The organism is Methylobacterium sp. AC315 (assembly GCF_979253755.1).
The window spans coordinates 25,028-38,581 of sequence record NZ_CEEDEA010000018.1; the positions used below are offsets into that span (position 1 = coordinate 25,028).

The window sequence follows — 13,554 nt, forward strand, 5'->3', positions numbered from 1 at the left end:
ATCATTTTCAGACGGGAGGGCGTCCCATAGCTGGATCATGATGCGAAATTGGTCAATGAGATTGTCGCTCTGATATAGGTCTTCTATAGGCTTGTTGAGCAACTTGGCGATTTTATGTAACGAAGCTATTCTTTTTTTATGATCCTTGCCTGAGTCAGCCATGTGAATTATCCAAATATCAAAAAATGAAATCACCGCCTACAACAGGAAAAATTCAGTCTCATCTTTTTCGGAGCGTTTCGGATGGTTTCTCGTGGAACCGCATGCGGTAGATTTTGGCAAATGCACTCATGCTGATAAATCCCCAGGCTGCGGCTATATCTGCTACTGCGTTGGGGCATTGATCATTCAGAAGATCACGCCGGGTTCCTTGCAAACGGCGTTCTTTGAGAAATTGACTGGGCGGGTAGCCCCGGAACCGGCGGAACGCCTCAGTCAATGTTCGAAGGCTGCATCCGACCGCACGGGCGACTTCCGTCATCGTCGGCAATTCGGCCGCATGATCGGCCATATATTGCTCTGCCCCACGGACAACGCGCGGCGCCAAACGGTTCGATGGATCGTTCAGGTTCAATCCGGCACGTGAAGCCCATTCGTTTAGCAAGTGCACACAAATCATCTGTTCGAGATGGCGCCCGGCCCGGCCATAAGCAAGTTGGTTCGGTGCTTCCGCAATGCAGCTCACAACATACTCTATTAAGCGCAACCAACTGGACTCGGCGCCGCCAATAGCACATTTATGAAGCCATAGAGTATCGCCCGGGATAAAACCAAACCAATCCTGGCAAACTTGAGCCATCAGATCTGGCGGTATGGTAATATTCAATTGAAGGTGATCTTCGTCAAAATCCAAATCATAGTCAACATTACTGCAATCCAATATGAAACTATTATTGTTAAATATTTCTACGGACTCAGATTTATTAATATAATGTCGTGATTTACCTTCCAGTGTCGTAAGCACAATAATGTTCGCCATCTTGTCCAGATGGCCGGTGATATTGACAGGAATTCCGTAAGCAAATCGAGTAATAGTGATGCGCCCTACTTGAGCAGAATGCATTAAAGAACGGGGTGCTACAATTTTTCCTGTAGGGACTACGCTATAAGGCATATAGACTTTGTTGGACCAGTCTTCGATTTCCTCCCAGCTCTCCGAGTATATTTTATGATGCTGGCGGATAGCATTGCCCTGAGCATCTACGATAAGTGCGTCGCGGAGCATTGGCTGCCTGCTAGGTGCATCGTGGGTCGAAAAGAGTGAAGCCTTCGATGGGGATCGGCGTGTTGGAGTCTGTCTTATTTTTTGCCGAATCGCGGCATTAGCTGCCGATATCCGGCATCTGGGAGGTCCGCCCTTATATAGATTTTAAAGAGGTTTCAAAGGGCCGCTCTCAATATCGAACGCCGCAGATCACGCGGTGCAGCTTTGAATGGTGGGCGAAGATAATCTTTGTGAAACGGCTCTGATTGCTGAAACTCAACAAGTTGAGAGTTTTACATTAAGGTACTCAAATGACAGGCAGCGACGATGAAGATTTTGATGTCATATCGGATCTCTGTATCAATGCCTGTCAGGCAGTATTAGCCTCCGGATCGGCCGAAATGCGGGCGTTGGCGCGTCTGATGCTTTATGTTCTTGCTCGGGAAACAATAGAGCGCATGACAAAATCAAATTTAGATCTTGATAATTCGCCTGCCCTGCCCAGTGTTTGTTAGTTAATTTTACATATGATAAGATACAGATAATAAATAGAAGTATATATTTTATTCAAATCAAGCATTCGCTGAGTTCTTGTAGGGTCTGATTGCGATCCTGTTCCTGTGTGCTTTTGTTTTATCCAGACGGACGAGAAGCGACCGGCTCGGGCCGTGGGAGGAGTGTCCGGTTCTCGCCGAGCGTCCAAGTCCCGCTCCAACCCCGAGCCGAAGTTGCCGGAGGGCTGACGAGCGGCTGCTTCAGAGAAACGCTAACGGCAGATCATGAGGCTGGGGCAGGCCGCAAGCGGAACCCAGCGCGCGTCGAAGGTCACCCACCCCCCCATCCGCGAGAGGGTGCGCCTGACCCCACCTCACGCGTCGCGCCATTCCGAAAACGTCGCCGCCTGGCCCACGCTCACGCCGTCGCGGTCGAGCTGCCAGACGATCGCCTGCTCGATCCAGAAGCGCCGGCCGCCCTTGGCGATGCGCAGGCCGCGGTAGCCGCGGGTGAAGCCGTCCCGGGCGACGGCGTCGAGGAGGCGCTGCCGCTCGGCGCGCTCGGGAGCCTCGGCCGAGAGCCGCGAGGGCAGGCCGACGAGTTCCTCGCGACGGTATCCGAAGCAGGCCTGGGCGGCCCGGTTGGCGTAGACGAAGCGCGGGTCGGCGCCGCCGTCATGGGCCAGCACCACGAAGGGTGCCTGCTCGTACAGCCAGGCCGCGTCCGCCCGCTCCGGCACCAAGGCCGCGCCGAGGCGCCGCCGGTAGCTGCCGGTGAGGACGGCGAAGAAGTCGGGATCGAGCGAGAGGTCCATCACGGCAATCCGGAAGCTGATGCGCCATCGAGGATTCGGCGCATACCGCGTGGCGGGCCTGCCGCGGTGTGCCGAATCCCACTACAGGACCGGGTCCGCGTCGATGCGCATGCGCAGGATCGCATAGGGCGGCTGCTGCAGGTCCTGGCCGCGGTTGAATTCCGGCCGGCGGTTGACCTGGGCGCTCGAGATGTAGAGCCACCGGTCCGGGGTGATCCAGAACGTGTCGGCCCAGATCAGGCGTGGGTCGGCGGCCAGCACCTCCACGGTGCCGTCCGGCAGGCGCCGGCCGACGGCGTTGTGCTCCTGCAGGCTGAGATAGACCCGGTCCTGCGAATCGGTGGTCAGGCCGCCGGTCATGCCCTTCTCGCCGAGATCCTGCACCGTGGCGGCCAGGGCCGCGTCCGATACGTTCGGGTCGAGGAGCGCCGCAGTCTCCACCGCGTAGAGGCGCCGGCTCATCAGCGGCGCGTAGTACAGGCGGCGGCCGTCCGGGCTGATCGCGATGCCGTTGGCGCCGCCCGTGGGGTTTTTGGCCGGGGCATCCCCCTTCTGCTCCATCACCGGCCGCAGCTCCACGAACTTGACCAGCCCCTCCTGGGTGGCCGTGCTCGGGTGGTCGGCCAGGCGCCGGCTCACCCGCCCGCTGGCGAGGTCCACCGCCAGGATCGCGCCCTGGCCGCCCTGGCCCTGATCGGTGATGTAGGCGAGCGCCCGGCCGTCGCGCACGTCGACCCGCAGGTCGTTCAGGGACGACTCGGCCACCACGCCGGCATCGAGCGGGATCACCCGGCGGATCTTGTCCTGGGTGATGTCGATCTCGAGGAGCTTGGCGGCCCCCGGCACCGGCTTGCTCTTGCCCTCGGTCAGGCCGGAATCGAGGATCCAGAACGCATCGTTGCGGTCGAACACCCCGTTGGGGACGTGGAACAGGGTCGCCTGCGGGTCCTTCGGGTCCGGCTTGTTGGCCCGCGCGTCGGGGTAGGGCTTCACCGAGCCGTCGGGGAGCACCTCGCCGAGGGTGACCGGCTCCGAGCCGGTGAAGCGCGGCATCATCACGAAGATCCGGCCGCCCCGGGCGATCGCCAGGCCGGTGGGCGTGGACGGGGCGTTGGCCGCCATCGCCAGCTCCAGCACCCCGGCGGGGCGGCTGGTGGGGGGCTCGCGGCCGGCGGGTGGCGTGGCGGACGCTGGGGCGGGCGATGGCGTAGCGGGCGATGCGGCTTGAGCCGATCCGGCCGCGAGGGCGACGAGGCCCGATCCGATCAGGCGGCGGCGGTCGAGGGACATGCGGTTCCTGGGGGCGGGCTGGCGGGGCGGCGTCCCGCGGCCGGCGGACCCAGCGGCCTCGCGGCCCGCGGGACCGGGCATACCGGCCCAACGCGCCGCGACGGGCGGGCGATCCCGCCCGGGGCCCGGCCCGGCGGGCATCCGGAGCCGACGGCGCGGCTGGAGCGGGGGCCGTACTGGACTTCGTCCCGCAGACCGGGCGCCGATGATGCCGGAACTATTTCGTGTTCGTCGATCTCTTCGGTATCGGCGCTGTTATTGCTAGAGGCCTTCTGTTTTCAGTCGGTTTTAGTGTCTTGCTTGATCATCAATAAAATTATTGACACTTCTACGGCAGTTAAGCTATGAACCGCACTGAAGCCGTCATGCGCTTCCCAAGATTCTGCGTACTATATCGTCAGAAACGCGGTGTAGTCGCAGATCAGAGTGAGTCCGTAGGCTGCGTTTAGCCGTAGAAAACTCGGCTCTGCTGCCGAGGTTCTGGTTTGTTCCGGATGAGCCGCCCGCGGACCTCCGGTGTTCATGATCTCAACGTCATGATAGCTGGATAGCTGGAGTACGGTCGCCGCTGCGGCGGTGCCCTGCCGGGCCGGGCCTGCGCGACGGGGCCTCACGCGCAACACGGGTCGGGACGGCCATCGTCCGGCGCTGCGACGATCGTCGCGGGGACCGGGCCCGAGATCGACAGGCAGGAGACGCATGGATCCCCAAGGAATGGATCCCCAAGGAATGGATCCCCAAGGAATGGATCCCCAAGGAATGGACCCCCCGGGAATGGATCCGACAGTCATCGATTCCCCAGGCTCCCTACAGGGATCGGAGACCGCACCGCGCCGGAGCGCCCAGCCGCGCATCCTCGCGGTGGCGGTGCAGAAGGGCGGCACCGGCAAGACCACGCTGGCGGCCTCTCTGGCCGTCGCGGCGGCGCAGGCGGGCGAGCGCGTGACCGCCCTCGATCTCGATCCGCAGGGCTCGCTGGCCGGCTGGGGAGCGCTGCGCGACAGCGACGCCGTCGCGGTCGACCGGATCCAGCCCTGGGAGATCGCCCAGCTCCCGGAGATCCTGGACATCCTCGCCCAGCAGGGCACCACCCTCGTGGTCCTCGACACCGCCGGCAGCGCGGCCGGGCTGGCGCCGGCCCTGAAGGGCGCGGATTTCGTGCTGATGCCGGTGCGGCCCTCGCGCCTCGACATCGTGGCCGCGCGCCCGACGCTCCAGGCCCTGATGGCGCTCGGCCTGCGCGGCCGGTTCGCCCTGGTGCTGAACCAGTGCCCGCCGCCGCCCTCGCCCCGCACCAGCGCCTATGCCGCGCAGTTGCGGGCGCTGGGCGTGCTGGCCGAGCCCGGCATCATCCACCGGGTCGACCATCAGGACGCCCTGGCGACCGGGCTCGGCGTCACGGAATACGCCCCCGCGAGCCCCGCCGCCGAGGAGATCCGGGCCCTGTGGGCCTGGATCGACGCCAAGATGCAGGCGCCCGGCCCCCGTGCTCAGCCCTGAGCGAGCGCCGCGAGGATCCGCGCCCAGGAGCGCGTGCCCTTGTGGAAGCTCGTCAGGTCGTACTTCTCGTTGGGCGAGTGGATCCGGTCGTCGTCCAGGCCGAAGCCGATCAGCAGCGTGTCGCGATCGAGCAGCCGCTTGAAGTCGCCGACGATCGGGATCGAGCCGCCGGCCCCCACGGTCACGGCCGGCACGCCCCATTCCTCGGCCAGCGCCGCCTTGGCGGCCCCGAGCTGCGGCATGTCGAAGGGCAGGCTGATCGCCCGCGAGCCCTTGTAGGTGATGACCTCGACCGTGCAGTCCGCCGGCACCCGCGCACGCACGAAGGCCTCGAACCGTTCGGCCAGAACCTTCGGATCCTGGTCGTCCACGAGGCGGAACGAGATCTTGGCCGAGGCGGTCGAGGCGATCACGGTCTTGGTGCCCTCGCCGGTATAACCGCCGATGATGCCGTTGGCGTCGCAGGACGGGCGCGACTGCACCAGCTCGATCGGCATCCGCCCGCGCTCCCCGGCCGGCTCCTTCAGGCCGATCGGCCCGAGCAGGGCCTCGGGTGTCAGGCCGAGGCCGCGCCACTGCTCCAGCACCTCGGGCGGCCGCTCGTGCACGCCGTCGTAGAAGCCCGGGATCGTCACCCGCCCATCGGAATCGTGCAGGTCCGCGATGATCTTGGCGAGCACGTGGATCGGGTTGCGCGCGGCGCCGCCGAAGAAGCCCGAATGCAGGTCGCGGTCGGCGCAGGTGACCTTCACCTCGAAATACGCGAGCCCGCGGAGCGACGAGGTGATCGCCGGCGTGGACCGGTCCCACATGCCGGTGTCGCAGACCAGCACCACGTCGCAGCCGAGCTTCTCGCGATTCTGAGCGACCCATTCGGGAAGCCCTTGCGAGCCGCTTTCTTCCGCCCCCTCGATCAGGATCGTGACGCCGCAGGGCAGCTCGCCGCTCATGGCGATGTAGGCCCGGCACGCCTCCACGAAGGTCATGACCTGACCCTTGTCGTCGGAGGCGCCGCGCCCGACGATCTTCTTCCCGCCCTGGCCGTCGTTCGCGATGTGCGGCTCGAAGGGCGGCGTCTTCCACAGGTCGAGCGGATCGACCGGCTGCACGTCGTAATGGCCGTAGAACAGCACGTGCGGCGCACCGGGCTTCGGCTTGGTCGCGAGCACCACCGGGTGCAGCGAGGTGTCCTCCACGGAGGTCTCGAAGCCGAGCGCCGTGAGGTCCTGGGCGAGCCACGCGGCGGCGGCGCGGCAATCGCCGGCATAGGCGGGGTCGGTCGAGATCGACGGGATGCGCAGGAAGGCGAACAGCCGCTCGAGGGCGTTCTCCAGGTCCGTGTCGATGTCGTTGAGGATCGCGTCGAGCGCGGCCATCGGGGGCTCCGGGGTGCGGCGGGGACTCTGCCCGTCGAGGGTTACCCGAGGCGAGGCGGGCGCCGCAACGCCTGGATCGCCCGAGACTGAGACCGTTCGTCGGCGGAACGGGAGCAGATTGGAATGGTTATCGACAGGACCGGCGACTCGGCATTCTGGCGGCATCCTGGCAGCACTTGCCCGCCGCCGCCCGTTGCCGCCCTGACCGATCCGTTTCCCGCCCGGCCCCGCGGCCGGCCCAGATCGTGGACGACAGCATGCTTCTCGAACACAGTCCGCCGGTGCGGGCCGATACCGGCCTCGACATCACCCTGACGATCAACGGGCAGCGCCGGGAACTCCAGGTCGCGCCCTGGACCACCCTTCTCGATCTGCTGCGCGAGAAACTCGACCTCACCGGCACCAAGAAGGGCTGCGACCATGGCCAGTGCGGCGCCTGCACGGTGCTGGTCAACGGCACCCGGGTGAATGCCTGCCTGACGCTGGCGGTGATGAAGGACGGCGCCGAGATCACCACGGTCGAGGGTCTCGCCGGGCTCGGCGACCGCGGCGGCAGCAACGCGCTGCACCCGATCCAGGAGGCGTTCATCGAGCACGACGCCTTCCAGTGCGGCTACTGCACCCCCGGCCAGCTTTGCTCCTCGGTCGGGATGATGAACGAGGGCCATGCGACGTCGCGTGAGGAAATCCGCGAGGCGATGAGCGGCAATCTCTGCCGCTGCGGCGCCTACACCAACATCGTCGACGCCATCGAGGACGTGATGCAGGGAGCCGGCCGATGAACCGCTTCGATTATGTCCGCGCCGGCACGGTGGCGGAGGCGGTCCAGGCCTACGGGGCGGGCGCGCGGTTCATCGCGGGCGGCACCAACCTGATCGACCTGATGAAGTACGACGTCGAGAAGCCGGGCCGGCTGATCGACATCACCCGGCTGCCGCTGGACGCCATCGAGGCCCACGAAAACGGCCTGCGGCTCGGCGCGCTCGCGACCAACGCCAAGGTGGCCTACGACGAGCGGGTCACGGCGCAGTATCCGCTGCTGCGCAACGCCATCCTGGCCGGCGCCTCGGCGCAGCTGCGCAACGCCGCCTCCACGGGCGGCAACCTGCTGCAGCGGACCCGCTGCTACTATTTTTACGACACGGCCACGCCCTGCAACAAGCGCGAGCCCGGCTCCGGCTGCCCGGCGATCGGCGGCGTCAACCGCATCCACGCGATCTTCGGGGCCAGCGAATCCTGCATCGCCACCCACCCGTCCGACATGTGCGTCGCCCTCGCGGCGCTCGAGGCGACGGTCCGGGTCAGCGGGCCGCAGGGCGAGCGTACGATCCCGTTCGCGGACTTCCACCGGCTGCCCGGCGATAGCCCGGAGATCGACACCAACCTCACCCCCGGCGAGATCGTCGTCTCGGTCGACCTGCCCGCCAGCAAGTTCCCGCAGCACTACACCTACCTGAAGCTGCGCGACCGGCTGTCCTACGCCTTCGCGCTGGTCTCCGTGGCGGCGGGCGTCGAACTCGACGGCGACACGATCAAGACCGCCCGGCTGGCGCTCGGCGGCGTCGCCCACAAGCCCTGGCGCAACCGCGAGGCCGAGGCCCTGCTCGAGGGCAAACCCGCCACCCGCGAGAGCTTCCAGCAGGCGGCCGACCTCATCGTCTCCGAGGCCAAGCCGCAATCGGCCAACGGCTTCAAGATCGAACTCGCCCGGCGGGCCATCGTGCGCGGCCTCGAACAGGCCGCTGCCGGCACGCCCCAGTCGCTCAGCGACAAGCGCATCCAGTAGGCACCCGCAGATGACCCAGACCTTCAGCTCCACCGGCCGCGACACCTTCGTCGGCAGCCCGCGCAGCCGCATCGACGGACCCGCCAAGGTCACCGGCCTCGCCAAATACGCCGGCGAGTTCGCCGCCCCGGACCTCGCCTACGGCACGGTCGTGTCGAGCGCCATCGCCAAGGGCCGGATCGTGGCGATCGACTCCGCCGAGGCCGAGGCGGTGCCGGGCGTCCTCAAGGTGATCACCCACGAGAACCGGCCGCGCACCGCCTGGCGCGACAAGAACTTCCAGGATGCGGTGGCGCCCCCCGGCTCGCCGTTCCGCGCCCTCTACGACGACCTGATCGTGTTCAGCGGGCAGCCGGTCGCCCTGGTGGTGGCCGAGGATTTCGAGACCGCCCGCTACGCGGCCTCGCTGATCCAGGTCCGCTACGAGGCCCAGGAGCCCGTCACCGACATCACGGCCGCGCGCGGCGACGCCTACGAGCCGCCCTACAAGCGCGAGGGCATCAAGCCGCCGCCGGAGCCGTGGGGCGACGCCGACCAGGCGTTCGGCCGCGCGCCGATCCGCGTGCAGGGCGGCTACACGCTCGCCAACGAGCACCACAACCCGATGGAGCCGCACGCCACCACGGTGGTGGTCGAAGAGGACGGGACCTACACGGTCTACGACAAGATCCAGGGCGTCTCGAACAGCCACCAGTATCTCGCCAACGTGTTCGGCCTGAAGCCCGATCAGGTCCGGGTGCTCAACCCCTATCTCGGCGGCGGCTTCGGCTCGGGCCTGCGCCCGCAATACCAGGCCTTCCTGGCGATGCTGGCCGCCCAGGAGTTGAAGCGCTCGGTCCGGGTGACCCTGACCCGCGACCAGATGTGGTCCTTCACCTACCGGAGCGAGGCGCTGCAGACCGTCTCCCTCGGCGCCGAGCGCGACGGCACCCTGACGGCGCTCCGGCACGATGCCGTGCAGGGCACGTCGCACTTCGAGGATTACCAGGAGGTCGTCGTCAACTGGTCGGGCGTGCTCTACCGCTGCGATAACGTCGCCCTGACCTATCGGATCGCGAAGCTCGACACTGCCACCCCGGGTGACATGCGCGCGCCCGGCGCCGTCACGGGCGTCTTCGCCATCGAGACCGCCATGGACGAGCTCGCCTACGCGACCGGGATGGACCCGATCGCGTTGCGGTTGAAGAACTACGCGGTCTCGGACGCCACCGCCGAGGGCAAGCCGTTCGGCTCGAAGGAGCTGAAGGCCTGCTTCACGCAAGGCGCCGAGCGCTTCGGCTGGTCCAGGCGCAGCCCGGAGCCGCGCTCCATGCGCGAGGGCCGCGAACTCGTCGGCTGGGGCGTCGCCACGGGCGTCTGGGAATCGATGATGATGCAGTCGAACGCCATCGCGACCCTGACCGCCGACGGCCGGCTGACGGTGGGCAACTCCACCGGCGACATCGGCACCGGCACCTACACGATCCTGACCCAGATCGCCGCCGACACCCTGGGCCTGCCCATGGAATCGGTCACCACCAAGCTCGGCGACACGCGCCTGCCCGAGGCGCCGGTCGCTGGCGGCTCCTGGACGGCGGCCTCCTCCGGCACCGCCGTGATGAAGGCCTGCCGCAACGTCGGCGAGCAGGTGTTCAAGCTGGCCCGCGGGCTGGAGAACTCGCCGCTCGCCAATGTCGACTTCGACCGCGCCGTGTTCTCGGACGGCCGCATCTCGGTGGCGGGCGATCCCGGCCGCAGCGTCTCGATGGTCGACGTGATGCGGGCCGCCGGCATCGACAAGGTCGAGGCGGTCGAGGAGGCGGGCCCCGACAAGGACTTCAACGACACCTACCAGGCCTACACCCACTCGGCGATCTTCGTGGAGGTCAAGGTCGACGAGGAGCTGGGCCAGATCCGGCTCACCCGGGTGGTGTCGGCGATTGCGGCCGGCAAGATCCTCAACCCCAAGACCGCGCGCAGCCAGATCCTGGGCGGCGTGGTGATGGGGATCGGCTCGGCCCTCGAGGAGGAGTCGATGCTCGACCACCGCCTCGGCCGGTTCATGAACCACAATCTCGGCGAGTATCACGTGCCGGTCCACGCCGACATCCAGGATATCGACGTGATCTTCGTGGACGAGGAGGACAAGGCCAACCCGCTCGGCGTGAAGGGGCTGGGCGAGATCGGCATCGTCGGCACCGCGGCGGCGATCACCAACGCGGTGTTCCACGCCACCGGCAAGCGCGTGCGCGACCTGCCGATCACGATCGACAAGCTGCTGTGACCGGGGGCAGCCGATGTTTCCCGTGAAACATCGGCTGCTTTTTTAACCGCTCCGAGTCCTGCCGGACGGCGTGCCACTCGCGAGCGTCGCAGGCCCTCCGGACGCGTGACGTTCGCGCGAACCGCGCCGGTTCGCCGGGACCGCCAAGGTTGGTCCACGATGACCGGGCGCGTCGGCATCGGCTGGCTCGGCCGGGACGGGTATGCGGAGCCCGCCGCCTCCGACCCCCGATGGATGAGCGCCAGCGCACCGATCCGTTTACCCGTCGGGCGCATCCTGCCGGTCTCTTGCGAAGGAGACCTCCCATGGAATCGGTCTATCGCGGCTTCGAGACCTCGCTGCTCGGTCTCGCCCTCTGTCTCGGCCTCGCCGCCTGCCTGACGCTCGGCACCACGCCGATGCCGGGCGACGGCTTCGCCGTCACCCTGCCGATGGTCTCCGTGACCCTCGCGGGCCCCTGATCCGGGCGCTGTTACGCGGCACTCCGGGTCGCGCGGAACATGAAGCCGCGCGCCGTGTCGTCCATCTCGGCCTTGAAGGTGTGCCTGTCCTTCAGCCCCTGTGCGGCCACGGCGGCCGGGCGGGCGCTGATCGCGTCGAGGTGCCGCTTGACGTGGGGCAGGCCCGCGAAGGCGTCGTCGCCCAGCACGAACGGCACCATGCGGGCCCAGCCCCACACCGCCATGTCGACGATCGTGTAGGTTTCGCCCAGCACGTAGGTGCGGTCCGCGAGGCGCTGGTTCAGGATCTCCCAGTGGCGGCGTGCCTCGAAGGCGTAGCGCTCGGTGGCGTAGGCGCCGCCATCGGGGGCGAAGTGGCGGAAGTGGACGCACTGGCCGGAGAACGGCCCGATGCCGGTGGCCACGAACATCAGCCAGGACAGCATCTCGCCCCCATCCGGCTCGCCCTCGGGCAGGAACCGGCCGGTCTTGCCCGAGAGGTAGAGCAGGATCGCGTTCGAATCGAACACCGTCACGTCGCCGTCGACGATGGTCGGCACCTTGCCGTTCGGGTTGAGCGCCGCGTAGGCGGGTTCGAACTGCTCGCCCTTGCGCGTATCCACCGGCACCGGCTCGTAGGGCAGGCCCAGCTCCTCCAGGCAGAGGGCGACCTTCATCGGGTTGGGGCTGAGATTGTAGAAGAATCGAATCACGGCGCTCTCCCTGACGCAGCGTCCCGAACGGCCGTCGGCGGCCCTCGGAACACGGCGATGCCAACCAAAACCGCCGCTCGCCCCTTCGGGATACCCGATCCGGCGCGACGGACGCGCGACGGTCGTCCGGGAGCGGGGCCGGCGCAAGCTGCGGCGATGCGGGGCGGCTATTCCGCCACGATCTTGTAGCTCCGGCCGGGCACCAGGGCGGCGCCGCGCTCCAGGCCGTTGAGGACCAGGAACCGGTCGAGCGGCCGGTCCGGCACCGCCATGCGGCGGGCGAGCTCCTCCGCGCTGGTCGAGCCGGCCTGGACCACCTGCAGCCGCAGGGGACGCAGCACCGCCTCCTCGGGGGGGACCGCCGCGAGGCTGGCGATCCAGGGCCGGAAGGCGGGATCCGGGTCGGTGGCGCCCTTGGCGGCCATGATCATCCGGACGGTGGTGTCGCCGATCCGGATCGCCGCCAGCCGGAAGGTCCAGTCCTTGCCCCGCGACAGCGCCAGGGCCGCCGGGTGGCCGCCGACCTCGCGGGTCTCGAACCCGGCCGGGTCGAGCGCGTCGTTCCAGCTGCCCTTCAGGGCCGCGTCGAGGGCCTGGCCGTCCTTCGCCTCGATCTGGTCGAACAGCAGGCGCCGGTTGCCGTCCGGCGTCGTGCCGAGCACCGCCGAGCGGGTGTTCTCCAGGACGAACCCCGCCGGCACGTCGAATGCGATGCCGAGCCCCGGATGGACGAAGCGGTGGCCGCGCACCGCGCCATCGCGCGGGTTGTCGCCGTACGGAAGCCCGTCCAGGGCGGCGAGGTAGGCTGCGCGGTCGTCGGCCCCGATCCCCGGGGCCCCGATCCGGCGCGCCGCCCGGGTGACCTGGGCGATGCGCTCGGCGGTGCCCGGGTGGGTCGCCAGCATGTCGGGTTCGCCCCCGGGGCCGGCGCCGGCCTTCAGGGCGGTGGAGCGGTTGAGCGCGGTGAGGAAGCGGCCGGCCGCGAACGGATCGTAGCCGGCCTTGGCCAGCGTGCGCACCCCGGTGGCGTCCGCCTCCAGTTCCTGCTCGCGGGAGAAGCGGGCGAGCGCGAAGCGGGACTGGTGCTGCAGCTGCGCGCCGGTATCGGGATCGTTCAGGACGTCGGCCACCACCCGGCTGACCAGCGCCGAGCGCAGCTCCAACTCGCTCCGGGCGGTCGCGTGGTTGAGGGTCACGTGCGCCATCTCGTGGGCCAGCACGGCCGCCGCCTCGGAGGTGTCGCTCGCCAGCGCCACCAGCCCGCGGGTGACGTAGAGCCGCCCGTTCGGCAGCGCGAAGGCGTTGACCACGGGCGAATCGAGCAGCGTCACCGCGTAGGTCTGGTCCGGCCGCTCGCTCGCCTTCACGAGACGGTCCGTGACCTCGGTGAGCATCCGCATCACGTTGGGTGCGCGCACCTCGCCTCCGAACGAGGCCACGAGCTTGAGGTGATCCGCGTCGGCGGCGCGCTCGCGCCCGGTGGTGCGCGGGGCCTCGGCGGGCACCCGGACTACGGCCGGCACCACCGGGCCGGCGGCCTGGTCGGCCACGCAGGCGCCGAGGGCGGCCAGCGCCGCCACCCCGGCGCACGCCGTCGCCAAGCCGGCACAGGCCGTCACAACGCCGCGCAGGCGCTGCCCCGCCACCCGAAATCGCTCCGTGATCCCGCCCAT

12 protein-coding genes are annotated in these 13,554 nt (G+C 67.6%); 6 read left to right on the forward strand and 6 right to left on the reverse strand.

All coding sequences use genetic code 11. The features are described from left to right. Nucleotides 1-220: 220 nt before the first annotated feature. Nucleotides 221-1,225 (reverse strand): AraC family transcriptional regulator, encoded by a 1,005-nt coding sequence (locus AC0IY0_RS22715; protein WP_471765629.1) that lies wholly within the window; start codon nucleotides 1,223-1,225, stop codon nucleotides 221-223. A 290-nt stretch (nucleotides 1,226-1,515) separates the two neighbouring features. Between AC0IY0_RS22715 and AC0IY0_RS22720 the strand changes: the two genes are divergently transcribed. Continuing rightward, a complete protein-coding gene (locus AC0IY0_RS22720) occupies nucleotides 1,516-1,719 on the forward strand; it encodes a hypothetical protein (RefSeq protein WP_471765631.1) in 204 nt (67 codons plus the stop codon). Between the two features lie 353 nt (nucleotides 1,720-2,072). On the opposite strand, the gene AC0IY0_RS22725 is transcribed toward AC0IY0_RS22720, so the two are convergent. Further along, nucleotides 2,073-2,513, reverse strand: coding sequence for an MEKHLA domain-containing protein (locus AC0IY0_RS22725; protein WP_471765633.1), 441 nt, complete (start codon nucleotides 2,511-2,513; stop codon nucleotides 2,073-2,075). Nucleotides 2,514-2,594: 81 nt separating this feature from the next. Next, on the reverse strand, nucleotides 2,595-3,803 hold the full coding sequence (locus AC0IY0_RS22730; protein WP_471765634.1) for an SMP-30/gluconolactonase/LRE family protein: 1,209 nt from the start codon (nucleotides 3,801-3,803) through the stop codon (nucleotides 2,595-2,597). 774 nt (nucleotides 3,804-4,577) lie between these two features. Here AC0IY0_RS22730 and AC0IY0_RS22735 point away from each other — a divergent pair. After that, on the forward strand, nucleotides 4,578-5,303 hold the full coding sequence (locus tag AC0IY0_RS22735; RefSeq protein WP_147910569.1) for a ParA family protein: 726 nt from the start codon (nucleotides 4,578-4,580) through the stop codon (nucleotides 5,301-5,303). Here AC0IY0_RS22735 and AC0IY0_RS22740 read toward each other — a convergent pair. Further along, nucleotides 5,294-6,679 (reverse strand): M20/M25/M40 family metallo-hydrolase, encoded by a 1,386-nt coding sequence (locus tag AC0IY0_RS22740; protein ID WP_147910570.1) that lies wholly within the window; start codon nucleotides 6,677-6,679, stop codon nucleotides 5,294-5,296. The two genes, AC0IY0_RS22735 and AC0IY0_RS22740, sit on opposite strands and share 10 nt — an antisense overlap. Nucleotides 6,680-6,936: 257 nt before the next feature. Between AC0IY0_RS22740 and AC0IY0_RS22745 the strand changes: the two genes are divergently transcribed. The 4 genes from AC0IY0_RS22745 (at nucleotide 6,937) to AC0IY0_RS22760 (ending at nucleotide 11,189) form a co-directional block, all read left to right on the forward strand. After that, on the forward strand, nucleotides 6,937-7,461 hold the full coding sequence (locus tag AC0IY0_RS22745; RefSeq protein ID WP_147910571.1) for a (2Fe-2S)-binding protein: 525 nt from the start codon (nucleotides 6,937-6,939) through the stop codon (nucleotides 7,459-7,461). Further along, complete coding sequence (locus AC0IY0_RS22750) at nucleotides 7,458-8,465, forward strand: FAD binding domain-containing protein (RefSeq protein WP_147910572.1); 1,008 nt, start codon at nucleotides 7,458-7,460, stop codon at nucleotides 8,463-8,465. Before AC0IY0_RS22745 ends, AC0IY0_RS22750 begins: the two co-directional genes overlap by 4 nt. 10 nt (nucleotides 8,466-8,475) lie before the next feature. After that, nucleotides 8,476-10,728 carry a xanthine dehydrogenase family protein molybdopterin-binding subunit gene (locus AC0IY0_RS22755; protein WP_419829885.1) on the forward strand — a complete coding sequence of 751 codons (2,253 nt, stop codon included), beginning with the start codon at nucleotides 8,476-8,478 and terminating at the stop codon, nucleotides 10,726-10,728. 305 nt (nucleotides 10,729-11,033) lie between these two features. Continuing rightward, a complete protein-coding gene (locus tag AC0IY0_RS22760; RefSeq protein WP_187193465.1) occupies nucleotides 11,034-11,189 on the forward strand; it encodes a hypothetical protein in 156 nt (51 codons plus the stop codon). Between the two features lie 11 nt (nucleotides 11,190-11,200). On the opposite strand, the gene AC0IY0_RS22765 is transcribed toward AC0IY0_RS22760, so the two are convergent. Further along, entirely contained in the window at nucleotides 11,201-11,881 is a 681-nt protein-coding gene (locus tag AC0IY0_RS22765; protein ID WP_147939945.1) for a glutathione S-transferase family protein, read from the reverse strand. Nucleotides 11,882-12,048: 167 nt separating this feature from the next. Next, nucleotides 12,049-13,554, reverse strand: a complete 1,506-nt coding sequence (locus tag AC0IY0_RS22770; protein ID WP_471765637.1) for a M48 family metalloprotease — start codon at nucleotides 13,552-13,554, stop codon at nucleotides 12,049-12,051.